Origin of the sequence: Bacillus sp. CGMCC 1.16607 (assembly GCF_042683745.1) — a bacterium.
GTDB lineage: Bacteria > Bacillota > Bacilli > Bacillales > Cytobacillaceae > Pseudoneobacillus.
In genome coordinates, this window is record NZ_JBHUJX010000022.1 from 106237 (window position 1) to 132597 (window position 26361).

Here is a 26361-nt window from a genome sequence, read left to right on the forward strand (position 1 = left end):
ACTTTTTGGGCCCTTGAACATATGACCTCGAGGTAGACAAAGGCGCGACGTCCTATCGCATTCTCGAAACTAGTAAATCCTGTAGGTTGGGGCTAGGACGCTTGCGGTGGACACTTTTAGAATCCAAAAAAATTTCTGCTTTCTTATCTATGAACCAAAAAACCTATTAAGGTTTTCTGATTTACATAGAAAAAAAGAAAAAAAAGGGGAGTGTATTCAGGTGAAGAGTTTTTTCAAAAAAGCAATGGTTTTCGTTCTTGCTTTAACCCTTCTTTTAACGGGATGTTCTTCAGAAGAGAGTTCTAAGCCGAAAGGCAATAAGGATGTTTCTTTAGAAGGAGTACCTAAACGATTTACTGAAGGAAAAGAAGTGAAAATTAAAGTTATTCGTAAAATTGGCGGAGATGATCATACTGCTCAATTTTTAGCTGGGGCTAAAGAAGAAGGCGAAGCGATGGGCTTCAAAGTCGACGTATTTACTGCAAACGGTGACACTGCGAAATTCCATGATGCAATTGCACAAGCACTATCTGAGAACTATGATGGCTTCATTATCTCTCACGGTGATGACGCAGCAACAGTAGATGATGTGAAGAAAATTGTCGATGCTGGAAAAAGCGTTGTAACATTTGACTCAAACGGTGACATCGCTACGATTAATGGTGTAACTATGACTTCTCAAGATGATGAAGAATTAGCGACACTTTCATTGGAACAATTAGTAAAAGATACAAATGGTAAAGCAAACATCGTTTACTTATGGGTAGATGGTTTCCCACCAATGGTAAGACGTAATAATGTCTATAAAGAAGTACTTGGTTTCAGCCCAGGTATTAAAGAGATTGAAAGATTTGGTGTTGCGGCTGCTGATACTTCTGTACAAACACAAAATGCTGTTGCGGCTATGTTAAATAAGCATCCAAAAGGAAAAATTGATGCGATTTTCGCTACTTGGGATGCATTTGCTATCGGTGCAGCACGTGCAATTAAGGAAGCAGGTCGCGATGAAATTAAAATTTACGGTATTGATGTATCTAACGCAGATCTTCAATTAATGCAAGAAGAAAATAGCCCATGGAAATACTCTGCTGCAGTTGATCCAAAGCTTATCGGTTCTGTGAATATGAGAATTCTAGCGAAGAAATTAGCAGGTGAAGAAACTCCAGCTACTTTCGATTTAGAAGCGTCATTAATTTCACAAGAAGCGTTACAAAGCTCGAGCTCTCCTGTCAACATGGTGAACCTATCTGAAATAGTAGAAGGCTGGGGCGTCACATCTGAATTTGAAGAAGACTGGATGAAAACATTAAAAAAATACTATAAATAATCCACAAAAATACCCTATCGGCCGGAAACCCCACTGATAGGGTATTCCCACTAAATATCACATCAACACTTTAAAGCACCGGGGGACTGACCCCCACCACATTAACGCTTTAAAGTATTGGGGGTCAGTCCCCCGGTGCGGTAGTGCGTTAAAGAGGTTTGGAAGGAGGTTATGGGTTTGACAGGGACAACTTTATTGGAAATGAAGAATATTTCGATTGAATTTCCAGGTGTGAAGGCTTTAAATGAAGTCTATTTTTCTACGAAGACAGGTACCTCACATGCCCTAATTGGAGCAAATGGTGCAGGGAAATCTACTTTAATGAAGGTTCTTTCAGGGGCTTATACTCATTATACAGGTGAAATTTTCCTTGATGGGAAACCCGTGAACATTAGATCTCCAAAGGACGCTCAAGACTATGGTATTCAAATCGTTTATCAAGAAGTAGATACTGCTCTTATCCCTTATTTAACGGTCGGGGAAAATATTATGTTAAATGTAACCGTTCATGAAATGGGAAAAAGTCAATTTGTCAGTTGGAAACAAATCCATGAAAAAGCAACAGAAATATTAAAAAGCATGAATGTAAACGTATCTTCGAAGAAACTCGTAAGTGAATTAACATTAGCAGAAAAACAAATGGTTCTTATTGCAAGATCGATATCAAAACAATGTAAATTTCTAATATTAGATGAGCCAACCGCTCCACTAAGCCATTCTGAAACTTCGGAACTTTTTAGAATCGTTCGTGATTTAAAAAAGAAAAACGTCGGAATTATTTTTATTTCTCATCGATTGCCTGAGCTATTCGAAATTTGCGATGATATTACTGTCATGAAAAATGGTGAGTTTGTGATTGCAGAAAAAATTGCAGAAACTTCACCAAACCAAATTGTCGAGTATATGTTAGGGGAAAAGTTGGAAGAGCAATTTCCAAAATATAATGTTGAAATTGGTGATACCGTCCTTCAAGTGAATGGACTTCATGATACAGGATTAATAAAGAATTTTAATATGCATGTAAAAGCAGGCGAAATTGTCGGATTGGCCGGTCTAGTCGGTGCCGGTAAAACAGAACTATGTAAGGCGCTATTCGGTGCTGCAAAAATAACCTCAGGTGAAATCATGATTCGTGGAAAAAAAGTGAAAATAAGAAATCCTCATGACGCCGTAAAAAAAGGAATCGCACTTGTTCCCGAAGAGAGAAGAAAAGAAGGGGTGCTTGTGCAAGAATCAGTTGCTGCAAACCTTACTGCTGCTAGTTTAAATAAATTTTCGAAGCTTTTAAGTTTTGTAGATGTTAAGGGTGAGAAAAAGAAGTCCCTTGAAATGATTCAAAATCTCGGAATTAAGACGCCTTCTGAAGAAACCAAAGTGCAAAATTTATCCGGGGGAAATCAGCAAAAAGTGGCCATTGGAAAATGGTTAATTGCTGATGCGGAAGTGTATATTTTTGACGAACCGACAAAAGGTGTCGATGTTGGCGCGAAAAAGGATATATTTGAACTTATTTCCGGATTGGCAAAAAGAGGGAAATCTATCATATACGCATCGTGTGAACTATCTGAAATCATAGGAATAACCGATCGTGTTTACGTTGTCTATGATGGTGAAGTCGCAAAAGAGCTAGAAACAAAGACTACCAATGAAGAAGAACTGTTATTTTATTCAACAGGAGGGAAATAGATGAACGCAGCGAATCCTCTTCAAAAAGCGCCTCAAACTAAAAAGGGTTTTGAACTATTTGATTTCTTATATAAGTATGGGACGATTATTACGATTTTTGCGCTTGTCATCGTTTTTGCAGCCACGAATCCTAATTTTATCCAGGGTAACAATATCATTAACATTTTAAGATCAATCTCAATCGTTACAATCATCGCCATTGGAATCACGATTTCTCTATCAGTAGATGGCTTCGATTTATCTGTTGGATCGACGGTATCATTATCAAATGCTATAGTTATATCAATGTTTGTTTGGTTTTCACAAAACATTTTTATTGCCATACTAGCGGCAATTGGAGCGGCATTAGTTGTTGGTGCCTTCAACTCGTTTATGATTGTAAAAGTAAGAATTCCTGATATGCTAATGACATTAGCTACGATGTTCATTATTCAAGGGATTGCCTTGACCTATACGAAAGGGGCAACCATCTCACAGAATATGGTTATGCCAGATGGAACCTTCTCGACAGGTGTCATCCCAGCCTCTTTTGGAAAAATTGGCCAAGTGCCGTGGATTATTATCATCATGGTCGTAGTGGTCGTTTTAGTTCATATTTTCCTAAATTACACAAAACATGGTCGTTATATGTATGTGATTGGAGGAAACAAAGAGGCTGCTAGATTGTCTGGGATTCCAGTTAACAAATACAAAGTGTTAGCTTATCTTCTTTCAGCAACCTTTGCAGCTATCGGTGGGATCGTCCTTGCTTCACGTGTAATGACATCTGAAATAAACTCAGGTGCCCCTTACTTAATGGATGCGGTCGCAGCAGCATTTATTGGTTCATCCGTACTAGGCGCGGGTAAACCAAATGCATTTGGAACGTTTGTTGGAGCTGTATTAATTGGTATTTTACAAAACGGATTAGTCATGATGTCTGTCCCTTATTATGCTATGGATATCGTAAAAGGAACCGTTTTGGCCCTTGCACTTGCATTAACCTATTACAAACAGAAATAAGATGGGGGGAACCCGAGATGAAAGACTTTACGACAGAATATTTCACAATGACTGAACAAGATGCAATTGACTATGCAAAAACGAGATTAACGATTTTTGATCCAGAAGCACAGTTATCTTGTAAGGAAATTGGCGACGGCAACCTAAACTATGTTTTTAAAGTAGTAGATGAGAAAAGCAAACAATCTATTATTATTAAACAAGCAGGACCAGTCGCTCGAATTTCCGATGAATTCAAGCTTTCGCCAGATCGAAATCGTATTGAAAGTGAAATTTTAGAACTACAATATGATCTTGCACCAGGTTTCGTTCCGAAAGTATATAAATACGATCCAATCATGAACTGCTGTGTAATGGAAGATCTTTCAGACCATGAAATTATGCGAACAGCTCTATTAAAATATAAGAAATTCCCTTTATTTGCTGACCATATTTCTACGTTTCTAGTAAATACATTATTATTAACATCAGATGTTGTACTAGGTCATAAAGAAAAGAAGGAGCTAGTAAAAACGTTCATCAATCCAGAGTTATGCGAAATCACGGAGGACCTTGTTTATACAGAACCGTTTTACGACTGTCCTCGTAATGATGTTTTTGAAGGAACGAGGGAATTTGTTCAAGAACATATATGGAACGATTCCGAATTAGCACTTGAAACTGCCAAACTTAAATTTGAATTCATGACAAATGCACAAAGTTTACTTCATGGTGATTTACACACAGGGTCTATTTTTATAAAAGAAGACTCAACAAAAGTAATCGATCCAGAATTCGCTTTCTATGGTCCAGCTGGATACGACATTGGAAATGTGATCGCCAACTTAACTTTTGCGTTCGTTCATGCAAAAATGACGATGACAGACGAAAATTCGAAAGTAGATTACTTAGGTTATTTAGCGGAAACGATTAAAGAAACGGTTGATTTATTCAATAAGAAGTTTCTAAAAGCTTGGGATCAAAAGGCAACGGAATCAGTTGCGAAATACGATGGCTTTAAGGAATTTTATTTACACTCGATTTTAAAAGATACTTCAGCTGTTACGGGTCTTGAGCTAATCAGACGAACTGTCGGACTTGCACATGTAAAGGATTTAACTTCGATTTCAGATGCTAACTCGAGAGTTCGAGCAGAAAAAATTTGCTTAACGGCAGGGAAAGCTTTTATTTTAAATCGAGAAACAATGAAGTCTGGAGAAGATTTTGTAAGAGTGATTCAAACGGCTGAACAACAATATTAGAGGAGGCATCATCGTGACGAATCCAGTAACAGTCATTCAATCCGTCAAACTAGACGACGCAAACGATACATTAATTTTGTTGGACCAAACGTTATTGCCAAATGAAACGGTCTTTTTAGAATTGAAAGAAATGAAGGATATTTGGGAAGCGATTTACGAATTGAAGGTTCGAGGTGCGCCAGCGATTGGGATTGCAGCTGCATATGGCGTGTATTTAGGAACAAAGATGTCAACAGCTACAACGTATGAAGAACTTTACGAAAACTTTAAAAAAGTGAAGGATTATCTTGCATCTTCTCGTCCAACTGCAGTAAACCTGTTCTGGGCGTTAAATCGAATGGAAGAACGATTGAAACAAGAAGCTGGAAAGAATGTAACAGAAGTGAAGGCTGCTTTGAAAGATGAATCTGAAATCATTCGAAAAGAAGATGAAGAGGTCTGTGAATCAATCGGTCAATATGCCCTTTCTTTACTCGAGCCAGGTTGGGGAATATTAACGCATTGTAATGCTGGAACGATTGCGACGGCGAAATATGGGACAGCTTTAGCACCGATCTATTTAGGACAAGAAAAAGGCTATGATTTCAAAGTATATGCTGATGAAACAAGACCACTGCTTCAGGGAGCACGGCTAACAGCATGGGAGCTTCAGCAAGCAGGCGTTGACGTCACATTAATTTGTGATAATATGTCATCGATTGTAATGAAGGAAGGAAAGATTCAAGCAGTTCTTGTCGGCTGTGATAGAGTAGCTGCAAATGGGGATACAGCGAACAAAATTGGTACATCGGGTGTGGCGATTTTAGCCAAACACTACGGAATTCCTTTTTATGTGTGTGCACCTCTTTCAACTGTTGATTTAGAATGTGCAACAGGTGAAGATATTCACATTGAATTAAGACCATCAGAGGAAATCACTTCGAAATGGTACGAAAAATCAATGGCACCTAAAGACGTGAAAACCTACAACCCATGCTTTGATGTAACGGATCATTCATTAATTACAGGGATCATCACTCAAAATGGAATTGCTTATGCTCCATTTGAAGAGAGCCTGCCGAAAATGTTTAAAAAAGAGAATTAGAATTGATGGGCTGTCACACTTTGATGAGTGTGGCAGCTTTTTTTGTAGATGATTTTGGTTAGGTCTTTTCAAAGGTAATGTTATAATTGAGGGAATTTGAATTGAAAAGGTGGTCTAATAATGACAATCAAATGGGAAGAAATCACTCAGGAGAATATGATTCATTTAGAAAGTGTATTAAGACTGTATGATCATTCTTTTCCAATTGAAGTAAGAGAGCCACATGAAATGTTCTTTCGAAGTCTGCGATATGCTAAAGTTGGATTTCCGAATCATTTTCGGTTACTAGTAGGGTTTGAAGGCGACGAGCTTGTTTCATTTGCTACTGGACATTATTTGGCAAAGGTAAATACAGGGTTTATCGTGTATATAGCAATAAATCCTCTTATACGTAATAAGGGATTAGGTACATTGACCTTATTAAAATTAGAAGAAATATTAAACGAGGATGCCCGATTAGCAGATGAAAATTCACTGAAGGCAATCGTTTTGGAAACCGAAATGGAAGAACTAGCACTTACGGAGATAGAAAAAGAAGATTGTAGGAAGAGGGGAAGGTTTTTTCAAAAAAATGGTTATAACCAATATGGAGGGATTGAGTACGTCCAGCCTCCACTACATAAAGATGGAATCAGCATACCTTTAAATCTTTATATTAAAAATTGCCAAATGGATAGAGTAAGTAATTCATTGGTAAAAGAAATTATTCAGGAGATGTACAAGGAAAAGTATGATGAAGTAAATGGAATTGATAAATCAATCCTTAATCGATGTTTAAGTGAAATGGGAATATAAATATGTATTTATCATCCTACTTCTTGAAAGTGAGTTGTCTCTTTATGGTACAATAAAGGAAATGACTTGTAGGGGGATGACTATGAAGGAAAATACAAAAAAAGAACTGTATTCATGGGCGAAATCAATTTTATTTGCCGCAGTGATTACGTTTATTTGCCGTCAATTCATCTTTACACCCGTAACAGTTCTAGGCCAATCGATGGAACCAACATTTGAGGAAAATAACAAAGTTGTCGTGAGCAAAATCAGTAAAATAGAGCATTTTGATATGATCGTATTCCACTCGCCTTTTACTGATGATGAGTATTTGATTAAAAGAGTAATCGGTCTCCCAGGGGATTCATTAGAAGTGAAAAATGATGTTTTATATATTAATGGTAAAAAATACAGTGAGCCTTATTTACAATCAAATAAAGAAGCAATTTTACCAGAAGAAAAGCTTACAGAAGATTTTAAAGCAAAGGTACCAAAAAACTCCTTGTTTGTGATGGGAGATAATCGATTAAAAAGTGGAGATAGTAGAAGGTTTGGCTTTATTTCAAAAGACTCTATTATTGGGGAAGTGAAAATGCGTATTTTTCCGTTGGAGGAGATTGGAATTCCAAAATAAACAAAGGAGCTTGGTCAACCAAGCTCCTTTTGTGTTTTCTACAAGTTAAGAAAGTATAGTTTTTTTGGACTTCGAAAATTGTCCAGCGCAAGCGTCCTAGCCCCGACGTACAGGATGTACTAGTGTCGACAAGCGACAGGACGTCACGCCTTTGTCGACCTCGAGGTCAAATGTTCGCCACTCAAAAAGTCAAAGAATGATTTTCCGAGTGGCAAAGCTTTGCTTGGCAAAACAAAGAACGGTTTGCATAAGTGCGACTAGGTCTCTGGCTCGCTACTCTCGCCAATAATCGACCAGTCTTCTTTATCGGGGCTTACAAGTGCGCTTTCGCCTTCCTATTCACACTCAAACAACGATATATTTTGTTCCTCAAGAAATTGGCGCCAATCTGAGGATAGAGTTTTATCTACAACCACATTGTTAATTTTATCGAACCCACATATTCTAGCAAATGAGGTTTTGTCAAATTTAGTATAATCAGCAATTAAGTATACATTATTCGCATGTTCTGTTGCTAATTTTCGGATCCCTGCCTGCTGTTCATTTGAATCAGTCACCCCGTGTTGCATACTGACTGATCGGCATGAGATGAAAGCGGTATCAAAAAAATAATGAGACATATTGGATTCTGCATTTCTCCCAAGATTTGATAGTGAGGAGCTTGCTAGAGTACCGCCAATGACGACAATATTGATATTAGGCTTTTCAATTAGGGTGTTTACGACCTTGATGGAATTTGTTACGACGGTAAGCTTTTTATCTTCGAGTTGGCTTGCAATGACTAATGAAGTCGTAGAAGCATCTAAAAAAATAGAATCGCCACTTTTAATCATCGAGATGCATTTTGATGCAATTTTCTTCTTCCCCTCGACATGAATGAACTCCCTTAAATTCACATTTACATCGTTTTGTACGCCATCGGATATATATGCTCCTCCATATGTACGGTTTAAAAGACCTTCATCTTCGAGTTGTTTTAAATCTCGTCTAATGGTTTCTTCTGTCACCTTAAAAAGATTTGTAAGCTCCGAAACGGTTACACTCTTTTTCTCTATAATTAATTCTTTAATTTTATTCTTACGGGCGATCGGCAGCATATATAACTCCTTGTTTTTTAAAAATATTATACCATATTATGTGGATTGTAAAAATGTTTCAAACTACTGATATAAAGCGATTTCTCAAAAAAAACATGTTTCATTTGGTTTTTTGTGAGTTTCGATAGATATATTCAACAAAACTTACGATAAAAACAAAATAAAAATTGACAAAACCCTAATATCATAAGAAAATTATGAGTATATAGAAAAAGTATGAAACGGTAAATTTCATTAGTGAAATACAAGATGTTTTAAAGTAAGGAGTAGTCATTCATGCATAAACAACAAAAATATTTATCAGATTTTGAAGCAAAAAAGTTAATTTGTGAGATCGGTAGAAGGATATATAATAAAAACTTTGTCGCAGCCAATGATGGGAATATTTCCGTAAAGGTTGGACCTAATACCATTTGGACGACACCAACAGGGGTAAGTAAGGGATTTATGACCCCTGATATGATGGTGAAGATGGATCTTTCTGGTAAAGTCATATCAGGAAAAATGAAACCATCCTCTGAAGTGAAGATGCATCTTCGCGTTTATAATGAAAATCCGGATGTGAATGCTGTTGTACATGCACATCCGCCTGTTGCAACATCATTTGCGATTGCAGGAATTAATTTAGATAAGCCAGTTTCACCTGAAGCTGTTGTTATTTTAGGAACAGTACCTGTTGCTCCATATGCAACACCGGGCACACAAGAAGTTCCAGATTCGATTGCTCCGTATTGTAAGGATTACAATGCCGTTCTTTTAGCGAACCACGGAGCTCTTACATGGGGAAGAGATATTATTGAGGCGTATTATCGAATGGAGTCTCTTGAACACTATGCACTTATGCTCATGTACTCTAACAATATTATTAATAAAGCCAATGAACTTAACTGTTCCCAAATATCTGATCTAATTAACATTAGAGAAAAGATGGGGATCAAAACTGGTGGGATTCCAACTTGTGAGGTAGGAGAAGAGAGCAGTGTTCAGCCAATGTCGACCTCTGGGAAAGATGCTGTTATTGAAAGCATTGTTCAAAAAGTTACCCAAGAAGTATTAAAAAACATCATGAATAAGTAAGGAGGTTGTTTATGAGTATATCAGAGCAAGATATCCAAAAAATTATTCAATCGGTCTTGCAAAATATTGAAACGGTAATTGAACAAACTCCTTCCATGCCAGTTTCAGTAAAAGAAGAAATCAAACCGATTCAAATGAAACAAGTTTCTCATTTCTCATCATTAGTGAAAGAAGCAAATCACTCCTCCAATGGAATTTTTGAAAATATGGTAGATGCGATTGAAGCCGGCTATTTGGCGCAAGCGGACTATGTCAAGCAATTCCAATTAAAGGATCGAGAAAGAATCATTTCAAGCATTCGTGAGTCCGTTTTACAACAAAAAGAAAATTTAGCTAAAATGGTTTTGGAAGAAACGAGGCTGGGACGTTACGAAGATAAAGTAGCAAAGCATGAGTTAGCCGCTGCAAAAACTCCTGGGACAGAAGATTTAAAAACTGATGCATTTTCCGGTGATGCAGGTCTTACAATTGTTGAGCAAGCTCCATTTGGTTTAATTGGAGCGGTTACACCGGTAACGAATCCAACAGAAACGATTATTAATAATTCCATAGGCATGTTAGCAGCTGGAAATGCAGTTGTCTTTAATGTTCATCCATCATCGAAGAATTCCTGTGCTTATGTGATCGAACTTCTTAACAAAGCCATTAAAGAAGCCGGTGGTCCAGCCAATTTAGTCACTATGGTGAAAAATCCAACGCTTGAAACGATGCAGATTTTAATCGACAGTCCAAAAGTGAAACTGCTTGTCGGTACAGGCGGACCTGGCTTAGTTCGAACTCTTTTAAAATCAGGGAAAAAGGCAATTGGAGCGGGAGCAGGAAATCCACCTGTTATTGTCGATGAAACGGCTGATCTTGAAAACGCAGCTAAATCGATTATTGCGGGTGCATCCTTTGACAATAACCTTCTTTGTATCGCTGAAAAAGAGGTTTTTGTGTTGGACGCGGTCACAGATGACTTCATTTTTAACATGCTACAAAATGGAGCATATATGCTCGATCAAAATGAGCTAGCTAAAGTAATGAGCTTTGCCCTTGAAGAAAATGTGAACGAAGAAGCTCGAGGATGTTCGTTGAATAATAAGCGTGAGTACCATGTAGCTAAACAATGGGTAGGCAAAGATGCGAATCTATTTCTACAACAACTTGGCATAAATTCGTCTGCTGATATAAAGCTATTAATCTGTGAAGTAGATTTCGATCATCCATTTGTCCAATTAGAGCAAATGATGCCAGTTCTTCCGATCGTTCGAGTGAAAGATTTGGATGAGGCAATCCGATTAGCTGTTGCTGCTGAGCATGGAAACCGTCATACCGCCTTAATGCACTCCAAAAATGTCGATAATCTTACAAAGTTTGCTAGAGCCGTTGAGACGACTATTTTTGTGAAAAATGCATCGTCCTTAGCTGGTGTTGGATTTGGGGGAGAAGGTCATTCAACGATGACTATTGCTGGTCCAACCGGAGAAGGAATCACTTCAGCAAGAACGTTTACTCGACAACGGAGATGTGTCCTTGCCGAAGGTGGATTTAGGATCATAGGGTAGGTGAAAAGGATGACAAAAGCAGTTGGCTTATTAGAGGTTCAAGGGTATAGTGTGGCACTAGCTGCAATGGACAAAGCTTGTAAGGCTGCCAATATCACCATTGATGGAATGGATGTAAATAATCCAACACAAGGAGATCATGCTCCTATTCCAGTTGTCGTACAAGTGAAATTTAGCGGGAGCATTTCTGATGTCGAGGTAGCACTAGAAGTTGCTAGACATGAGGCGAGCAAATACATCGCTGAAAATGAGATATTAACCCGTCTAATCCCTTCTGCCATGAAGGAATTGGAAAAATTACTTGTGGCAGGCAAGGTGAAGCCGAAATGGTAAACCAATCTATTGGAATATTAGAAGTAGTAGGTTTTGTTACAGCGACAGCCTGTATTGATGCAATGGTGAAATCAGCGTATATCGAGGTTTTTAATGTCGAGCGTGTGGGTTCAGGTTTGGTCACCATTATGATTCAAGGAGATCTCGCTTCTATTAAGGAAGCTTTAGAAGTTGGAGCTGAGGTGGCTGGACGATTTGGGGAGCTTATTGCGGTTCGTGCGATTGCTAGACCATATGAAGGTCTTGAAAAATTAATCGCTCCAAAAGAAGTAGGTGGCAAAGAATGAAAAAATACGAGGCAATTGGCGTGGTTGAAACACAATATTTTTCTATTGCGATGGAATTATTAGATCAAATGTGTAAATCGGCTGATGTTGAATTTTTAACAAGTGAAAAATATTTAGGTGGAAGATTAGTATCTTTAGTCATTGGAGGAAGTGTTTCCGATGTAACGGTTGCAGTAGATGTTGCGAAGCAATTGGCTGAGCAAAAGTCGGGAAACCCCTTGAAAATGGCTTTAGTGATCACCAATCCCCACATGGAAATATTGAGATATATTGTACCTGCTGCACCAGCAGTAGATACAAAAATAGATGAAAAACCATTGAAACGCGAAAAAAAGAATAAAAAATAATTGGAGGAAGATAACATGAACGGATCATTAGGAATTATTGAAACTAGAGGTTTAACAGCAGCAATCGAAGCAGCAGACGCAATGCTAAAAGCAGCGAATGTTGAAATCGTTGGAAGTGAAAAAATCGGCTCTGGATTAGTGTCAGTCATTATTCAAGGTGATGTAGGAGCAGTTAAAGCCGCTACTGAAGTTGGGGCAGAAGCGGCTGGGCGAGTAGGCGAATTAGTAGCCGTACATGTCATTCCAAGACCACATGGTGATGTTAGCAAACTATTACCTAGTTTAAAATAATTTTTTTAAGAAAATATAAAGTGAAAACTTAGGAGGAATATGAAATGAGCCAATCATTAGGAATTATCGAAACAAGAGGATTAACAGCAGCAATCGAAGCAGCAGACGCAATGTTAAAAGCAGCAAATGTTGAAATCGTTGGAAGTGAGAAAATAGGGTCAGGCTTAGTTTCAGTTATCGTTCAAGGTGAAGTGGGTGCAGTAAAAGCGGCAACAGAAGTAGGTGCAGAGGCTGCTCAGCGAGTAGGCGAGCTAGTTGCTGTTCATGTTATTCCAAGACCACATGCGGATGTCGAAAAATTATTACCTTTTCTTAAGTAAGACGGTGATGATCAGTGACCATCAACCAAAAGGAATTAATTGAAAATATTACAAGATTAGTTGTCGAAGAGTTACAAAGTCACAACTTTATTGAAACGAAAACACATGTCCCTGTAAGCATTTCAGCTAGACATCTTCATCTACAACCGGAGCATGTGGAAATCCTTTTTGGTAAAGGCTATGAATTAACAAAATTTAAAGAGATTTCCCAGCCCGGCCAATTTGCCTGTAATGAAAAAGTAATGTTACAAGGCCCAAAGGGCACAATAGAAAATGTTAGGATTCTTGGTCCATTGCGTAAACAAACACAAGTTGAAATTGCGCGTACGGATGCAAGGAAATTAGGTTTAAACCCACCGGTTAGAAACTCTGGAAATATTGCAGGATCAGCTCCCATCACTCTAATCGGGCCACATGGGAGTCTAACATTAGGTGAGGGCTGCATTATTGCCGACCGCCATATTCATATGACACCACTAGATGCTAGGAACTTTGGTGTGCGGGATCAACAAAAAGTTTCTGTTCTCGTTGAAGGTGAAAAAGGCGGAATAATGGGTCAAGTTACCATTCGGGTTCGGGACAATTACGCCCTTGATATGCATATTGACACAGATGATGCCAATGCATTCAACTTAGCAGGAAACGAACAATTAAAATTAATCGTTGATTAACGGAGGATCACCACATGATTATGGGTAAGGTGATAAGTAAAGTAGTATCCACAAGAAAACACGATGGTTTGCAAGGTGTTAAACTGCTCGTCATACAGCCAAGCTATGGAAATAAGGACGAATACTTTATCGCAGCGGATGAACTTGGCGCAGGTGAAGGTGAACTTGTCCTTGTAACAAAAGGCGCCCCAGCCCAACATGCCTTACAAAAGTTAGCACCAGTCGATGCCGTTGTCGTCGGGATTATCGATAACGAACCAACCATTGGATAAGGGTTAGGTGATACGAATGAAACTAATCGTAATCGGAGGGGTAGCAGCTGGGATGTCTGCTGCCTCTAAATTAAAAAGAATGAACAAAGATGCCGAAATCGTTGTATATGAAAAGGGAAAATTTTTATCGTATGGGGCATGTGGGCTTCCTTACTATGTCTCTGGAGAAAATGACGATTATACAAAAATGATTGCCAGAACTAAAGAACAGTTCGAACAAATGGGAATGAAGATTTTTCCCCAGCATGAAGTCGTAAAAGTGGTCCCAGATAAAAAACAAGTGATGATCAAAGATCTCGTAAACAATAAAATGTTCATCGAAACATACGATAAGTTAATGGTTTCGACTGGAACGATTCCACTTATCCCACCATTTCCGGGTGTGGAGCTTGCAAATATCCATGTCTTAAAAACATTAGAAGATGGAATCCGCCTAAAAGAAATTGCCGACAGTCCTGAGGTAAAAGATGTTGTCATCGTAGGTGGAGGTTACATAGGAATTGAAGTAGTTGAAGCCATGCTTCGTCTAGGAAAAAATGTAAGAGTCGTTGAGCTTTCGGAGCGAATTCTAAAAACTTTTGATCATGAATTAACCGAACTTGCTGAAAAAGAACTAATCGGTCATGGAGTCCAATTAAATTTAGAGGAAAAAGTCGAAGGTTTTGTCGGTAACGATCGTGTTGAAGCTGTGAAAACGGATAAAGGCACTTATCGAGCTGACTTAGTGCTTCTTTCTATAGGTGTAAAGCCAGCAACAAAATTCCTTGAAGGATCCGGGATTTTACTTGCCAAAAATGGAGCTGTCATCATCGATAGAGAGATGAGAACGAATATAATGGACGTGTACTCTGCAGGTGATTGTGCACAGGTTTATCATAAAGTAATGGAAGAAAATACGTTTATCCCCCTTGGTACAAACGCTAATAAATGCGGCAGAATAGCTGGTGCAAATATTGCGGGTCAACATAATAAATATGTAGGCACACTAGGAAGTGCAGCGATTAAAGTTTGTGACCTTGAGATGGGGCGAACAGGATTATCGGAAGAAGAAGCGCAGAACTTAGCTTTTGATTACACAACTGTTTTTGTCAAAAGTGCCGATCATCCAGGCTATTATCCTAATCAAACGCCGATCTGGATCAAACTTATTTGTGAAAAAAGAACAAGGAGAATCCTTGGGGCACAGGCAATTGGACAAAAAGGAGCCGTCCTCCGCATTGATATCTTTGCTGTCGCCATCCACAACAATATGACCGCAGACGAATTAGGAATGACCGATTTGGTCTATGCACCACCTTTTGCAGGTGTCTGGGATGCTGTACATATTGCTTGTAATGCAGTGAAATGATTATTTTTAAATTTATAAATGAACGGAGGTGGCATAAATGAAAAAGGTGATGAATTTAAAAGACGCCATTCAATTGGTGCAGGATGGGGACATGGTTGTGTTTGGGGGAAATGTGCTTCACCGGGCACCGATGGCTGCTGTCCGTGAAATCGCTAGGCAACAAAAGAAAAACTTAAAGCTTGTTAAAACAGCTGGTGCTCATGATATCGACTTATTATGCGCACTTGATTGTGTACAATCAGTCGATGCTGGTTTTGTCAGCTACGAAACGAAATACGGTCTTGCTGCTCATTATCGTAAAGGTGTTCAAACGGGTACAATCAAAGGAAACGAACATGCTTGTTATACAGTGATTTGTGCACTTCGCGCCGCAACAATGAATGTTCCATTTATGCCAGTTCGGGGACTAAATGCTGGTGATTTGCTTCTCAAAAATGACTATTTTGTCGTTGTCGAAGATCCTTTCGGAGGGGAACCCGTTACTTTAGTAAAGTCACTCACTCCGGATGTGGCCATTATTCATGTTCAAGAATGTGATGCAAAAGGAAATGCCATTATCTATGGGCCAAAATTTGAAGATATCTTAATCAGCCGTGCAGCCCAAAAGGTTATTATAACAACGGAACAAATTGTTCCAGAAAGTAAAACAAAACTCCAAGCTGACCGTATTGATATCCCTGGATTTTTAGTCCATGCCGTCGTTCATACACCAAAAGGAGCAAGTCCAACGGCTTGCTTTAAAAAGTATGACATTGATGACAAATCATTATCTTCCTTTATCGAAATGAAAACGAAAGCAGAAATGGAAAGCTATATAAAAAGCTATGAAGCGAAGGATTATGCAGGTGAAAGGACAGGTCTACGATTATGATAAACACAGAATACAGAATCAGCGACATCATGACTTGTGCGATTTCAAACATGCTTAAAGACGAAGAAACGGTATTTCACGGAGTGTCGTCCCATCTCCCAATGGTGGCTATGAAACTAGCGAAATCGTTGCATGCCCCTGACTTAGTCCATTTAAATATCCCTGGTGGAGTTAATCCAGCAAACATCCAAAACGCATCCTATTCTTCTGCTGGATCGGATTTACTCGCTACTGCAGAAGCCTACTTTCCATTAGAACAAGTCTTTGACTTATCCATGCGTGGGAGGCTAGATGTGGCATTCCTTGGCGGTATTCAATTCGATATCAACGGGAATATCAATGCCTCAGTAATCGGGGATTATCACAAACCAAAGGTTCGCCTTCCTGGTGGAGCAGGAAGTGCTGTCCTTATCCCAACAGCAAAAAAGGCGATCATTTGGAGAACAAAACATGATATTCGAACCTTTGTGGAGAAAGTGGACTTCATCACAACTCGCGGAAACCTCTGGAAAATTGTGACACCACTATGTGTTTTTGAATTCCGTAACGGCAAACTTCATTTAGATAGCATCCACCCAACATCAAGTTTTGAAGAAGTGAAAGAGAATACAGGCTTCGAACTACTATATGATGAAATCAAATACACAATCCTACCTTCAAAACAAGAACTAGCCATGTTGAAAAAAATCGATCCACATGATCATCGGTCGATTGAATTTTAATAGAAACCCGATTCTATTTATTGGAATCGGGTTTAACCGTATTCCTTATGTTACGAATTTAATTATACAAGGGCTGTGAAATATCAGGGTGGGGGCGATTAATTTGGTGAAATTATCAAACCGAGTGGCAAGAGTCTTCCGTTTAGCGGAAGAAGAAATTCTTTTTAAAAAAGTAAAAGTTGTTATGCCAATTCATTTGCTTATTGCTTGTTTAGTAGAAAGAACAGGCGTATTAGGAGAAATTTTGTTTAAAGGAAAATTCGACGTAGATGCTTTAAGGGCTGAAGGGGAACGGATGTATGAAACTCAAACTCCACAGGCATATAATAATCCTTACTTCAGCATCCCTATAAGTAAAGAGGTGGAGATGGTGCTAGAAGTAGCGCAGGACTATATGCATCGTTACAAACAAATTTTTTAAAATGAAGGACATATTCTGAAAGCACTCACAACTACAAGTGTACTAGACCATTTTTTAACAGAAGAAAACAAGAAAATAATCGTAACCCTCGGAACAACCTCAAGAGATATGATTACTCATCTAGGTAATTATACATTCCCAGAAATCCATTCGCCACAGATTCGAAAAGCTGAAAAAGGAGATTCTGAGCAATTAATTCATTTTGTCAAACATCAATTTTCGCAAGAATGGGCAGAGACGATTAAAAATGGTTTTCTAATAGATAATCCTTCGATTTATTTTGCATTAAGTGAAGATAGTCAAATCATTGGCTTTGCTGCTTTTGATGTGTTTAAAAATAGAAAAGGCTATTTTGGTCCTATGGGTGTTTCACTAAATAGTAGAGCAAAAGGAATCGGATATATGTTACTCCATTATTGTCTAAAGGATATGAAAGAAATAGGGTATGAGTATGCGATATTTGGTGGTGCCGGACCGATAGAGTTTTATGAGAAATCATGTAATGCGGTTGTCATCCCTTTATTTACTGACCGAAAATCATATTCTTTATAAAAAGGTTTAGATAATAGCCATGGGGATATTTCCCTATGGCTATCTTATTCCTAATTTATTTACGAGATTAAAATTAATTATAAAAGTTTACACTTCTTTCATGTGCCTTTTTTATATACTCATAAAAAAGCAGCGTTAATGGCTGAACCAGTAAATAAACAGTAAGGGAATATGGAAGCTGCCATTCTTTATAGTTAAAAACGTTAAAGTAATGTGAAAGCCATTCGTAAGCTGTTCCTCCAATGGAAGAAGCTATGATATAAAGTAAAATTTTATAGCCTTTGATGTGCCATTTTTCATAAAAATACACAAAAAAATAGGAAAAAGGTGCGTATAGAAGATACGTGAGTATATCGAAAGCTTCAAACTTCCCTTTATCCATTAAATTATAGAAGTCTAAGGGTGGACCAGCTAATAGATGATCAAATAGCCTTGCGACTACCGCAGCATAAATCATCATTAAAATCATTATAGTTGATGGTATCCGCTTCGGCAGGACAAAAACGGGAAAAATAGATATTAAAAAAGAAATAATAAGGAACCACTCATTTTGGTCAAATGATTTCGGTAGCGGTATAATCACTGAATTCCCTCCTTTCTTAGCATATATCTAAATACTTTATGAAGTGTTGTGGAAATCAAAAGAATGATAGGTATTGCCAAGAAAGAATTCCATATTCCCCAATCATGGTAGATAATGACTTTCCAATAAACGAGTAATAATTCCAAAGAATACATTAGAGCGATAAATAGGATGGAAAAAGAGATTCGATAGAATGGAGTTTTTATAACTGATAAGAGATTATGGAACCACAGCATCAATAAAGGCGTCGTAATAATTTCACTTATTCGAAATATAATGAGATGATCATTTTCCTGTGAAACATCAGCCACATTCGTATTGATAATCAATATCCCATAGTAACTTGAAATTAAAAATTCGGTAATGATAAAAATGAAAATATTTTCTAACACTAGCAACGGCTTTTTACTAAGACAAAAGGCAAGTATTAAAATAAAGGTGAAGTCTAAATAAAGACTTAGGTTCATACAAAGTCAACTCACTTGTACTTAAGATTTATATGTCCCTTTTTTATTTTTCCAATTGTCGTGTAATATATACAAGGTTGCCTTTATTTGATCAAGATAATATGGAGAGAGGATATCAGACCTAGAACTAAATAAAAATCCTTAATACCTTATTACAATGCGGTTCATATTCCATCCAAATTAGAATGGACGTATAATAGTGTGGATATAGATGTCGAGTAAAGTGGAGCCTATGCTGAATTAAATACACTTCTTGAAAGCCTATTTTTTTAGAGATTACGCTTTTAATTCTGGATGATTAAATTCAATGCTCGAGCTGAACAGAAGCCAAGATAGGTGGTATCCTATCTTGGCTATTTTCATATATTTATAAGCTTAGAAAACTCTAAAATCAAATTAGAAATAATTATATATTAAAATTGGTTTAACTAAAATAAAGGTTCATAAAGGATTCTAGAAAGAATGCATAAGAGCTACTGTCATTATAAAGCACAAACTGACAGGATTCCGTTTTATAATATTGTTAGTATGTAATCAGGGAGTGAGTATCATGGCATGGGTGGAATCATTACAAAAGGCGATCGAATATATGGAAGATAATTTATTAGAAGATATCTCTATTGAAAGTATAGCGAATCAAGCGAACTCTTCGGCATTTCATTTTCAACGAACATTTGCCATTTTGACTGATCTATCAGTTGGTGAATATATTCGGCGCCGACGTTTGACATTAGCTGCACAAGAATTATCGAAAACAGACAGAAAAATCATTGATCTCGCCTATAAATATGGCTATGAAACTCCTGAGGCTTTCACAAAAGCTTTTCGTAAATTGCATGGGGTTACCCCAAGTGAAGCACGAAACTATACTGGGAAGCTGAAATCTTATAACCGCCTGGTCATCCAGGTGAGTCTTCAGGGAGCAGAACCGATGCAATATAAGATGATTGAAAGAGATGGTTTTCAGGTTGTTGGGATTAAGAGGGAGTTTTCATGTGTTAATGATGAAAATCTTGTTGGGATTCCGAAAATGTGGGATGAAGTAAACACAGAAGGAACTGATGATGTATTATTTAAGCTAAACAATGGACAAATTAATGGTGTTTTAGGTGTATGTGTCGTGGACGAAGAGGCAAAAGTTAAACAAGTAATGGACTACTGGATAGCCACTGAATACGAAGGTGAAGTACCTGAGGGGTTATTACAATTAAATATACCTGCATCTAAATGGGCTGTGTTTGAAGTTCATGGTCCAATGCCAGATGCAATGCCAAAGGTATGGAAACAAATTTTTTCTGAATGGTTTCCTTCCAGTGGCTATGAACATGCGGGTACACCAGATTTAGAGGTATATACTGACGAGGATCCTTCAAGTCCTGATTTAGTTTCTGAAATTTGGATTCCTGTTAAATAAGTAAGAAAAACAAAAGAGAAAATACATGAAAAAGCAATGTGATCACCCAAGGTGAATCATCTTGCTTTTTTTTTTCTGAAAAAAATCATAAAACTAAATATTATAATTTGATCATTTTCTCCGATAAATAAATTAGCACAATTATTTTATACATCTAAGGGAGAATGGGACAGATGGGAATATTACGTAATCTTAAAGTTTCGCGCAAATTGTTATTTTTATTAATTATTAGTATTCTAGCATCATTCATTGTTGGTATGGTAGGGATCAGCTATACAAGGAACATAGCAAAAGAATCTGAATTTATGTATAAAGAATTATTAATGCCCAATCAATGGTTGGGGCAAGTTAGGATAAATAATCAAGCAATAGATGCGTATACATTACGAATGATGATAACAACTGATCAAGTAGAAAAAGATGAATTAAATAAATTGATTAAAGAAAATATCGATGAAATCAACACAATGATTGAAAAATACGAGAAAATAGAATTATTACCAGAAGAAATAAAGACTGTTGAATTATATCATCAACAAACTCGCAAGTTACGTGAAGCTAGAGGAAACGCCGTTGAACTTGCAATAGGAAATAATAATGATGAGGCATATGAAGTTTATGTCAATGAAGTCGTAAAAGATCGTAATGAAGTAAATAACTTACTCGAACAATTACAACAATCGAATTTAGATTACGCTAATAAACAAAATCAAAAAAATAAAGAAAATATCAGAAATGCAACAGTCATATTATTTGGGGTCATATTATTGACTGTAGTCATTATTTTTACACTCGGTGCTTTGATCTCAAGAATTATTGTTAAACCAATAAATGACATTAAAATCTTATTCTCTCAAGCAGAAGAAGGGGATTTCACGGTCAAAGGTACCTACGAATCCAAGGATGAGATCGGAGATTTAACAGTATCATTTAATAATATGATGAATGGATTAAGCAGTATTGTTGAAAATGTAAGATTAACTTCACAACAAGTAGCTGCTGCATCAGAAGAATTAACTGCTAGTGCAAACCAAACGATGTCAGCAACAGAACATGTTGCTACTGCCATCCAAGAAATTGCATCGGGAGCAGAAACTTCATCTGTAAAATTAGACAATACTTCAAAAGAATTAAGAGAAGTATTAGAAGGAATCTTACGAATCTCGGATCGTTCAACGATAGTATCGGATTTATCGAAATCAACTGCAGACGAATCAGAAGAAGGAAGTAGTATTGTTGACAATAATTTAACCCAAATGAGATTTATCCATGAATCCGTAAGTAAATCTAATAAAGTAATTGAATCACTTGCTCATCGATCACAAGAAATTGGTAAAATACTTGATGTTATTGGTGACATTGCTGCACAAACCAATTTATTATCCCTAAATGCTGCTATTGAAGCGGCAAGAGCCGGTGAGCATGGGAAAGGATTTGCAGTCGTGGCCGATGAAGTAAGGAAATTAGCCGAACAATCTTTAGCTTCAACAAAAACGATCGGAGATTTAATCACAAGTATTCAAAGAGATACAGACAATTCTGTAATGATTATGAAAGATGTAATGGAAAAGGCAGAACGTGGTATGATTATTTCAACGGATACTTCTAACAAATTTACAAGTATTCTAGAAAAAACACGTGATATCACACCTCAAATAGAGGACATTACCTTAACCGTTCAGCAAATTTCAAAGAGCTTAGAATTAATATCATCCTCTTCAAATGAAATGACTTTATTAGCAAAAAGCAATGCAGAAAGTTCAGAAGAAGTGGCAGCTTCAGCAGAAGAACAACTTGCTTCTATGGAGGAAATAAATTCTTCATCGAAATCCCTATCTTTTATGGCAGAAGAATTGGATGAGTTAGTTAAAAAATTTAAAATATAATACAAGTGTAGTAAATTGAAAATATTTAAAGGGAAAAGCAAGCTCAGGCTAGTAGCCAGCTTGCTTTTTATTATAATTTATAACTTTTTGGAAAAAGGGTTTTCTACTTTATTTGGTGGAAATATAAGGATACAATAATAATATTAAGAATCTTTTAAATATAAGAGGTGAATCAATGAATAATTGGAAAAATCCCATTCTATTAATAACTGGAGTAGGGGTATCGTATTTGGGGAATTGGATTTACTTAATTGCGCTAAATCTCGCAATTTTAAATCTAACAGGTTCTGCTGCGGCGGTTGCTGGGCTTTTTATCATTAGACCGATTGCCGTTTTACTTACGAATATGTGGTCAGGAAGCGTGATTGATCGGGTAAATAAACGTAAATTGATGATCATGGTTGATGTGATTAGAGGAATTCTTATATTTACTATTCCCTTCATATCGTCATTATGGGCCATTTATTCCGTTATGCTATTGGTAAATATAGCTGGTTCCTTTTTCGGGCCAAGTTCTCAAGTATACATAACGAAACTAGTACCCTCTGAAAATAGGAAACGCTTTAATTCGATAATGAGCATGACGAGCTCAGGTGCCTTTTTACTTGGTCCAGCAATTGCAGGTGTCTTAATTATGAAATTTAGTACGGATCTATGTATTATCATTAATGCAATTACTTTTTTCATTTGTGCCTTTTTTATTTTCCTTTTACCTAATGTTGATGAGCAAATGGGCAAAGGACGGGATCCGGTGAAATGGAAAACACTTGTTAGTGATTGGAAAATAGTTACTGATTTTTCAAAGTCAGCAAAATATTTTATGTCTGTTTACCTACTGTTCCAGAGTGCAATGCTCATCGGCTTTGCTCTTGATTCGCAAGAGGTTACTTTCATTAAAAGGCATTTAGATTTGACGGATCGTGATTATGGTTTAATTGTCAGTATTACTGGTATCGGAGCGATTGTAGGGGCTTCGGTTTCCGCAATGACAGCTAAAAGATTATCATTACGTCTATATTTAGGTGCAGGGATGCTATTAACTTCTATTGGGTATGTACTCTTTTATGCATCCATTAACTTCATTACTGCCACCGTAGCATTTGTATTCCTAGGCTTTTTTATGGCATTTGCAAACTCTGGATACGCGACTTTTTTTCAAAAAAATGTGCCATTGGAAATCATGGGTAGGTTCGGAAGTATGGCAGACATGGCTCAAGGCTTCATTCAAATAGGATTAACCTTAATCCTTGGATTCTTTGCAGAATTATATTCTTTGCAAATGGTTTGCCTACTCTTTTCTGGTTTAGGAGTCTTTATTGCTGTGGTCTTATTGTTAACTATTTTCAAACCAAATAAATTAGAATATTATGAAGAAAAGACCGAACATTTGGCAGGTTGATAAAAGACAAGAGCATCTATTCTCGATGCTCTCCGTTACCCCATTTTCATTCAGTGAACTTTGCTATTCTTTAGAAATCATTCCTTTTCACTTCCCCAATCGGTAATACAGTAGAATATTTCACTTCTCTTAAGGCCAAGCTTGTTTGAATTCGTGTAATTCCAAGCTGATTTAATTTTCGAATGAAGTTCTCTAACTCTTTACGGTCTCTATTGGCTACTTTCAATAAATAATCATACTCACCGGTTAATAGGTGACATTCTAATACCTCTGACATGGATTCTAATGATTTCTCCAGAACCTCCAGCTTTTCGGCTTGGTGAATATTTGTGCTGATGAAAATAAAGCATAATAAATTAAACCCAAGCTTCTCCTGATTTAAAATAGCTACCTGTCGATCAATAAATCCTTCATTTTCCAATCGTTTGACTCTTGTATGAGTAGCGGGAGGAGATAAATTAACACGCTTTGCTAGTTCGATATTACTCAGCCCGGCTTCATTTTGAATAATATTTAAAATTTGCAAATCTAATTCATCTAACATTTTGTTTGTTACTGACTCCATTATGAGATAACCCCTTTCAATTCTTCGGAAAATAGTGCATTTCCTGTATGTAAAATAAATTATATTTCCTTAAATGGTATATTTACTTTCGATTATTTCGTTTTTTATTAAGTATACAAAATAAATTATTGTATACGTAGATGAAATGCTAAAATTATTAATAGTTATCACACCTTACATATTGGCCCTAAGCTAAATACGAATACGAAAAAGGAGTTAAATACATGCCATTTATTTATGTTTTGTTACTTCTTCTAACTAGTCTTTTATGGGGAGGAAATTTTGTTGTAGGAAAAGGATTAGTTGGTCATGCTTCACCGATGACATTAACGAGTTTAAGATGGATTATTGCAATTATTTGCCTCATACCAATGGTTTGGTGGAAAGAGAAACGACTTTTCCCGCCCCGAAAAGCGCTCCTTCCTTTAGTGCTAATGGGAATAACCGGAGTTGTTCTATTTAATCTCTTTCAATTTATGGCCTTAGAGCAGACAACAGCAACAAATGTTGGATTAATCTCTACCTTAAACGTGCTATCCATTGCGATATTTTCGTTTATCTTATTAAAAGAAAGAATGAATGTACTACAGCTGCTTTCTATGATTCTTTCTTTATTTGGTGTCATTCTTGTTCTATCAAAAGGAAAACTTGATTCATTTCTTATATTGGAGTTTAATAGGGGTGATCTGTGGATGATCATCGCGGTATGTATTTGGGGAATATACTCAGTTTGTAGTAGATGGGCAACGAAAGTGACATCGCCGTTGATGTCAACCTTATATTCGGGGATATTTGGGCTGCTTATTTTACTTCCGTTTAATCTCACTCATTTTTCCGTAACCAGGATTGATTCTTCGTTTATCGTATCCATTCTATATACTGGTGTTGTTTCAACCGTATTGTGTATGGTTTTTTGGAATATCGGTGTTCAGAAACTAGGTGCAATGGCATCAGGTATATTCTTGAATTTCAATCCGATATTTACAGCGATTTTGGCTTTTTTGATTTTGGGTGAAAAAATGACATGGTTACAAGGCATTGGTAGTGGAATTGTCATAATCGGGTGTTATCTGTTCTCCTATTTTAAAATGAGTGGAAAATCTACTTTATCTGCTATTCCTTTTGCCAGACTCATACAAAACAGACCTACTCCCGAAAAGGAATAGGTCTGTTTTACTTTACTCATTTTCTTTCTTAATCGCTTCTTCATAATCCTCGTTGAACCATAATGGATCATTGTCATCGACATCCCCGTTATAGTTGATGAGGATTTCTTCTCCGGCTTTGATATCTTTATAAGCAAAAAAGTCAAAGGTATGGTTATCAAAGTTAATATCATAAGTAGCATTTGGTTGATACGAATGGTTAAACAGCATTCCATATCCTAAAAGAATAGCTGTGTGATTCTTTCCATACTCAAATGCATAATCAGCAAGTAGTGTTTTCTCAATGTGAACATGCTCTGCATTCGGATATGAAATGACAGGTGCTTCATGAATTAGCTCACCTTTGGCAATATCACGTGTGGCAAATACCCCTCTATTGAACTCTCCATCACTAAGTGTGGAAGTTTTGATTTCTATCATCTTCTCATCTACTTTCTGTTCTATGAAGTCTTTACCTATTTTATAGCTTGCCAATAAATGAAGAGGAATGCAACTTTTTTACTTGAAGATTTTAAAAAAAATTACTCAGTAGCCAATTCAATCCTAGAATCCAATTCGATTTGGACGTTTCCTTGAATCGCACGACTAATCATGCAGGAGGTTTCTGCTTTTTTGGCAAGTTTTTCTGCTAACTGTAGATCACGCTCGGATGCATTCGGTTTTAAAATAATATGTGGTCGATGGATAATTTTTTTATAAGTGATTATTCCCTTCGTGACGTCAACAATTCCTTCAGATTCCATCGTTAAATTCATCTTTTCTAATTGACTACGTTCCATCATAGCCGCAAGTGTAATGATATAGCAAGTAGCAGCTGCTCCAAGTAACATTTCATCTGGATTTGTACCAATACCTGGACCATCCATTTCAGGTGGGATGGAGACTTTTGTAATTAAGTTTCCAGTCTCAATCTCCCCAACATCATTTCGTAGCCCAGGCCAATTCGCTTTTAAATGAAATCGGTGTTCGGTCATCGT

31 protein-coding genes are annotated in these 26361 nt (G+C 37.0%); 25 read left to right on the forward strand and 6 right to left on the reverse strand.

Annotation, left to right across the window (positions count from 1 at the left end; translation table 11 throughout):
* Positions 1-244 precede the first annotated feature (244 nt).
* The 7 genes from ACFSO7_RS15515 (at position 245) to lepB (ending at position 7748) form a co-directional block, all read left to right on the forward strand.
* The gene (locus tag ACFSO7_RS15515) at positions 245-1327 is read left to right on the forward strand and encodes a sugar ABC transporter substrate-binding protein (RefSeq protein ID WP_377878315.1); all 1083 of its coding nucleotides are present in this window, start codon (positions 245-247) and stop codon (positions 1325-1327) included.
* Positions 1328-1528: 201 nt separating this feature from the next.
* Positions 1529-3013: a sugar ABC transporter ATP-binding protein gene (locus tag ACFSO7_RS15520; RefSeq protein ID WP_377878316.1), complete on the forward strand. Its 1485-nt coding sequence runs from the start codon at positions 1529-1531 to the stop codon at positions 3011-3013.
* Complete coding sequence (locus tag ACFSO7_RS15525) at positions 3014-4015, forward strand: ABC transporter permease (protein WP_377878240.1); 1002 nt, start codon at positions 3014-3016, stop codon at positions 4013-4015.
* Positions 4016-4032: 17 nt separating this feature from the next.
* A complete protein-coding gene (mtnK, locus tag ACFSO7_RS15530; RefSeq protein WP_377878241.1) occupies positions 4033-5256 on the forward strand; it encodes an S-methyl-5-thioribose kinase in 1224 nt (407 codons plus the stop codon).
* Between the two features lie 13 nt (positions 5257-5269).
* The gene (gene mtnA, locus ACFSO7_RS15535) at positions 5270-6340 is read left to right on the forward strand and encodes an S-methyl-5-thioribose-1-phosphate isomerase (RefSeq protein WP_377878242.1); all 1071 of its coding nucleotides are present in this window, start codon (positions 5270-5272) and stop codon (positions 6338-6340) included.
* Between the two features lie 120 nt (positions 6341-6460).
* Complete coding sequence (locus ACFSO7_RS15540) at positions 6461-7135, forward strand: GNAT family N-acetyltransferase (RefSeq protein WP_377878243.1); 675 nt, start codon at positions 6461-6463, stop codon at positions 7133-7135.
* Positions 7136-7217: 82 nt separating this feature from the next.
* Entirely contained in the window at positions 7218-7748 is a 531-nt protein-coding gene (gene lepB / locus ACFSO7_RS15545) for a signal peptidase I (RefSeq protein WP_377878244.1), read from the forward strand.
* Between the two features lie 335 nt (positions 7749-8083).
* On the opposite strand, the gene ACFSO7_RS15550 is transcribed toward lepB, so the two are convergent.
* Positions 8084-8845 carry a DeoR/GlpR family DNA-binding transcription regulator gene (locus tag ACFSO7_RS15550; RefSeq protein ID WP_377878245.1) on the reverse strand — a complete coding sequence of 254 codons (762 nt, stop codon included), beginning with the start codon at positions 8843-8845 and terminating at the stop codon, positions 8084-8086.
* A 276-nt stretch (positions 8846-9121) separates the two neighbouring features.
* On the opposite strand from ACFSO7_RS15550, the gene ACFSO7_RS15555 reads away from it, so the two are divergent.
* The 14 genes from ACFSO7_RS15555 (at position 9122) to ACFSO7_RS15620 (ending at position 17904) form a co-directional block, all read left to right on the forward strand.
* Positions 9122-9922 carry a class II aldolase/adducin family protein gene (locus ACFSO7_RS15555; protein WP_377878246.1) on the forward strand — a complete coding sequence of 267 codons (801 nt, stop codon included), beginning with the start codon at positions 9122-9124 and terminating at the stop codon, positions 9920-9922.
* 11 nt (positions 9923-9933) lie between these two features.
* Positions 9934-11469 (forward strand): aldehyde dehydrogenase family protein, encoded by a 1536-nt coding sequence (locus ACFSO7_RS15560; RefSeq protein ID WP_377878247.1) that lies wholly within the window; start codon positions 9934-9936, stop codon positions 11467-11469.
* Positions 11470-11478: 9 nt separating this feature from the next.
* On the forward strand, positions 11479-11802 hold the full coding sequence (locus tag ACFSO7_RS15565; RefSeq protein ID WP_377878248.1) for a BMC domain-containing protein: 324 nt from the start codon (positions 11479-11481) through the stop codon (positions 11800-11802).
* Positions 11796-12089, forward strand: coding sequence for a BMC domain-containing protein (locus ACFSO7_RS15570; protein ID WP_377878249.1), 294 nt, complete (start codon positions 11796-11798; stop codon positions 12087-12089). The genes ACFSO7_RS15565 and ACFSO7_RS15570 overlap by 7 nt, the downstream gene beginning before the upstream one ends.
* Positions 12086-12436, forward strand: coding sequence for a BMC domain-containing protein (locus ACFSO7_RS15575; RefSeq protein ID WP_377878250.1), 351 nt, complete (start codon positions 12086-12088; stop codon positions 12434-12436). Before ACFSO7_RS15570 ends, ACFSO7_RS15575 begins: the two co-directional genes overlap by 4 nt.
* A gap of 15 nt (positions 12437-12451) precedes the next feature.
* Positions 12452-12727: a BMC domain-containing protein gene (locus ACFSO7_RS15580; RefSeq protein ID WP_053476391.1), complete on the forward strand. Its 276-nt coding sequence runs from the start codon at positions 12452-12454 to the stop codon at positions 12725-12727.
* 44 nt (positions 12728-12771) lie between these two features.
* A complete protein-coding gene (locus ACFSO7_RS15585) occupies positions 12772-13047 on the forward strand; it encodes a BMC domain-containing protein (protein ID WP_377878251.1) in 276 nt (91 codons plus the stop codon).
* Positions 13048-13061: 14 nt separating this feature from the next.
* A complete protein-coding gene (gene pduL / locus ACFSO7_RS15590; protein WP_377878252.1) occupies positions 13062-13718 on the forward strand; it encodes a phosphate propanoyltransferase in 657 nt (218 codons plus the stop codon).
* A 14-nt stretch (positions 13719-13732) separates the two neighbouring features.
* Complete coding sequence (locus ACFSO7_RS15595; protein WP_377878253.1) at positions 13733-13990, forward strand: EutN/CcmL family microcompartment protein; 258 nt, start codon at positions 13733-13735, stop codon at positions 13988-13990.
* A 16-nt stretch (positions 13991-14006) separates the two neighbouring features.
* Positions 14007-15338, forward strand: coding sequence for a CoA-disulfide reductase (locus ACFSO7_RS15600; RefSeq protein WP_377878254.1), 1332 nt, complete (start codon positions 14007-14009; stop codon positions 15336-15338).
* A gap of 37 nt (positions 15339-15375) precedes the next feature.
* Positions 15376-16209: a CoA transferase subunit A gene (locus ACFSO7_RS15605; protein ID WP_377878255.1), complete on the forward strand. Its 834-nt coding sequence runs from the start codon at positions 15376-15378 to the stop codon at positions 16207-16209.
* Entirely contained in the window at positions 16206-16931 is a 726-nt protein-coding gene (locus ACFSO7_RS15610; RefSeq protein ID WP_377878256.1) for a CoA-transferase subunit beta, read from the forward strand. Before ACFSO7_RS15605 ends, ACFSO7_RS15610 begins: the two co-directional genes overlap by 4 nt.
* Positions 16932-17037: 106 nt before the next feature.
* On the forward strand, positions 17038-17352 hold the full coding sequence (locus ACFSO7_RS15615; protein ID WP_483861712.1) for a Clp protease N-terminal domain-containing protein: 315 nt from the start codon (positions 17038-17040) through the stop codon (positions 17350-17352).
* Positions 17353-17460: 108 nt separating this feature from the next.
* Complete coding sequence (locus ACFSO7_RS15620; protein ID WP_377878258.1) at positions 17461-17904, forward strand: GNAT family N-acetyltransferase; 444 nt, start codon at positions 17461-17463, stop codon at positions 17902-17904.
* 73 nt (positions 17905-17977) lie between these two features.
* On the opposite strand, the gene ACFSO7_RS15625 is transcribed toward ACFSO7_RS15620, so the two are convergent.
* Together ACFSO7_RS15625 and ACFSO7_RS15630 are read right to left on the reverse strand one after the other, a co-directional pair.
* A complete protein-coding gene (locus ACFSO7_RS15625; RefSeq protein ID WP_377878259.1) occupies positions 17978-18487 on the reverse strand; it encodes a hypothetical protein in 510 nt (169 codons plus the stop codon).
* Positions 18484-18954 (reverse strand): hypothetical protein, encoded by a 471-nt coding sequence (locus ACFSO7_RS15630; RefSeq protein WP_377878260.1) that lies wholly within the window; start codon positions 18952-18954, stop codon positions 18484-18486. Before ACFSO7_RS15630 ends, ACFSO7_RS15625 begins: the two co-directional genes overlap by 4 nt.
* Positions 18955-19504: 550 nt before the next feature.
* Here ACFSO7_RS15630 and ACFSO7_RS15635 point away from each other — a divergent pair.
* The 3 genes from ACFSO7_RS15635 to ACFSO7_RS15645 all read left to right on the forward strand — a co-directional run bounded on the left by ACFSO7_RS15635 (position 19505) and on the right by ACFSO7_RS15645 (position 23653).
* Positions 19505-20368 carry an AraC family transcriptional regulator gene (locus ACFSO7_RS15635; RefSeq protein WP_377878261.1) on the forward strand — a complete coding sequence of 288 codons (864 nt, stop codon included), beginning with the start codon at positions 19505-19507 and terminating at the stop codon, positions 20366-20368.
* Between the two features lie 173 nt (positions 20369-20541).
* Positions 20542-22254: a methyl-accepting chemotaxis protein gene (locus tag ACFSO7_RS15640; protein WP_377878262.1), complete on the forward strand. Its 1713-nt coding sequence runs from the start codon at positions 20542-20544 to the stop codon at positions 22252-22254.
* A gap of 175 nt (positions 22255-22429) precedes the next feature.
* The gene (locus ACFSO7_RS15645; RefSeq protein ID WP_377878263.1) at positions 22430-23653 is read left to right on the forward strand and encodes an MFS transporter; all 1224 of its coding nucleotides are present in this window, start codon (positions 22430-22432) and stop codon (positions 23651-23653) included.
* Positions 23654-23723: 70 nt separating this feature from the next.
* On the opposite strand, the gene ACFSO7_RS15650 is transcribed toward ACFSO7_RS15645, so the two are convergent.
* The gene (locus tag ACFSO7_RS15650; protein ID WP_377878264.1) at positions 23724-24218 is read right to left on the reverse strand and encodes an Lrp/AsnC family transcriptional regulator; all 495 of its coding nucleotides are present in this window, start codon (positions 24216-24218) and stop codon (positions 23724-23726) included.
* Between the two features lie 224 nt (positions 24219-24442).
* On the opposite strand from ACFSO7_RS15650, the gene ACFSO7_RS15655 reads away from it, so the two are divergent.
* Complete coding sequence (locus ACFSO7_RS15655; RefSeq protein ID WP_377878265.1) at positions 24443-25384, forward strand: DMT family transporter; 942 nt, start codon at positions 24443-24445, stop codon at positions 25382-25384.
* Positions 25385-25396: 12 nt separating this feature from the next.
* Here the strand turns inward: ACFSO7_RS15655 and ACFSO7_RS15660 are convergent, their stop codons facing one another.
* Together ACFSO7_RS15660 and ACFSO7_RS15665 are read right to left on the reverse strand one after the other, a co-directional pair.
* Positions 25397-25804, reverse strand: coding sequence for an SET domain-containing protein (locus tag ACFSO7_RS15660; RefSeq protein WP_377878266.1), 408 nt, complete (start codon positions 25802-25804; stop codon positions 25397-25399).
* Between the two features lie 101 nt (positions 25805-25905).
* Positions 25906-26358: an OsmC family protein gene (locus ACFSO7_RS15665; RefSeq protein WP_377878267.1), complete on the reverse strand. Its 453-nt coding sequence runs from the start codon at positions 26356-26358 to the stop codon at positions 25906-25908.
* Positions 26359-26361: the final 3 nt, after the last annotated feature.

Bases quoted from the DNA above. Each gene is read 5' to 3' on its own strand.
- ACFSO7_RS15515 (WP_377878315.1), top strand. From the start codon at position 245: ATGGTTTTCGTTCTTGCTTTAACCCTTCTTTTAACGGGATGTTCTTCA.
- ACFSO7_RS15520 (WP_377878316.1), top strand. From the start codon at position 1,529: ATGAAGAATATTTCGATTGAATTTCCAGGTGTGAAGGCTTTAAATGAA.
- ACFSO7_RS15525 (WP_377878240.1), top strand. From the start codon at position 3,014: ATGAACGCAGCGAATCCTCTTCAAAAAGCGCCTCAAACTAAAAAGGGT.
- mtnK (WP_377878241.1), top strand. From the start codon at position 4,033: ATGAAAGACTTTACGACAGAATATTTCACAATGACTGAACAAGATGCA.
- ACFSO7_RS15540 (WP_377878243.1), top strand. From the start codon at position 6,461: ATGACAATCAAATGGGAAGAAATCACTCAGGAGAATATGATTCATTTA.
- lepB (WP_377878244.1), top strand. From the start codon at position 7,218: ATGAAGGAAAATACAAAAAAAGAACTGTATTCATGGGCGAAATCAATT.
- ACFSO7_RS15550 (WP_377878245.1), bottom strand. From the start codon at position 8,845: ATGCTGCCGATCGCCCGTAAGAATAAAATTAAAGAATTAATTATAGAG.
- ACFSO7_RS15555 (WP_377878246.1), top strand. From the start codon at position 9,122: ATGCATAAACAACAAAAATATTTATCAGATTTTGAAGCAAAAAAGTTA.
- ACFSO7_RS15560 (WP_377878247.1), top strand. From the start codon at position 9,934: ATGAGTATATCAGAGCAAGATATCCAAAAAATTATTCAATCGGTCTTG.
- ACFSO7_RS15565 (WP_377878248.1), top strand. From the start codon at position 11,479: ATGACAAAAGCAGTTGGCTTATTAGAGGTTCAAGGGTATAGTGTGGCA.
- ACFSO7_RS15570 (WP_377878249.1), top strand. From the start codon at position 11,796: ATGGTAAACCAATCTATTGGAATATTAGAAGTAGTAGGTTTTGTTACA.
- ACFSO7_RS15575 (WP_377878250.1), top strand. From the start codon at position 12,086: ATGAAAAAATACGAGGCAATTGGCGTGGTTGAAACACAATATTTTTCT.
- ACFSO7_RS15580 (WP_053476391.1), top strand. From the start codon at position 12,452: ATGAACGGATCATTAGGAATTATTGAAACTAGAGGTTTAACAGCAGCA.
- ACFSO7_RS15585 (WP_377878251.1), top strand. From the start codon at position 12,772: ATGAGCCAATCATTAGGAATTATCGAAACAAGAGGATTAACAGCAGCA.
- ACFSO7_RS15595 (WP_377878253.1), top strand. From the start codon at position 13,733: ATGATTATGGGTAAGGTGATAAGTAAAGTAGTATCCACAAGAAAACAC.
- ACFSO7_RS15600 (WP_377878254.1), top strand. From the start codon at position 14,007: ATGAAACTAATCGTAATCGGAGGGGTAGCAGCTGGGATGTCTGCTGCC.
- ACFSO7_RS15605 (WP_377878255.1), top strand. From the start codon at position 15,376: ATGAAAAAGGTGATGAATTTAAAAGACGCCATTCAATTGGTGCAGGAT.
- ACFSO7_RS15610 (WP_377878256.1), top strand. From the start codon at position 16,206: ATGATAAACACAGAATACAGAATCAGCGACATCATGACTTGTGCGATT.
- ACFSO7_RS15620 (WP_377878258.1), top strand. From the start codon at position 17,461: ATGATTACTCATCTAGGTAATTATACATTCCCAGAAATCCATTCGCCA.
- ACFSO7_RS15630 (WP_377878260.1), bottom strand. From the start codon at position 18,954: ATGAACCTAAGTCTTTATTTAGACTTCACCTTTATTTTAATACTTGCC.
- ACFSO7_RS15635 (WP_377878261.1), top strand. From the start codon at position 19,505: ATGGCATGGGTGGAATCATTACAAAAGGCGATCGAATATATGGAAGAT.
- ACFSO7_RS15640 (WP_377878262.1), top strand. From the start codon at position 20,542: ATGGGAATATTACGTAATCTTAAAGTTTCGCGCAAATTGTTATTTTTA.
- ACFSO7_RS15645 (WP_377878263.1), top strand. From the start codon at position 22,430: ATGAATAATTGGAAAAATCCCATTCTATTAATAACTGGAGTAGGGGTA.
- ACFSO7_RS15650 (WP_377878264.1), bottom strand. From the start codon at position 24,218: ATGGAGTCAGTAACAAACAAAATGTTAGATGAATTAGATTTGCAAATT.
- ACFSO7_RS15655 (WP_377878265.1), top strand. From the start codon at position 24,443: ATGCCATTTATTTATGTTTTGTTACTTCTTCTAACTAGTCTTTTATGG.
- ACFSO7_RS15660 (WP_377878266.1), bottom strand. From the start codon at position 25,804: ATGATAGAAATCAAAACTTCCACACTTAGTGATGGAGAGTTCAATAGA.
- ACFSO7_RS15665 (WP_377878267.1), bottom strand. From the start codon at position 26,358: ATGACCGAACACCGATTTCATTTAAAAGCGAATTGGCCTGGGCTACGA.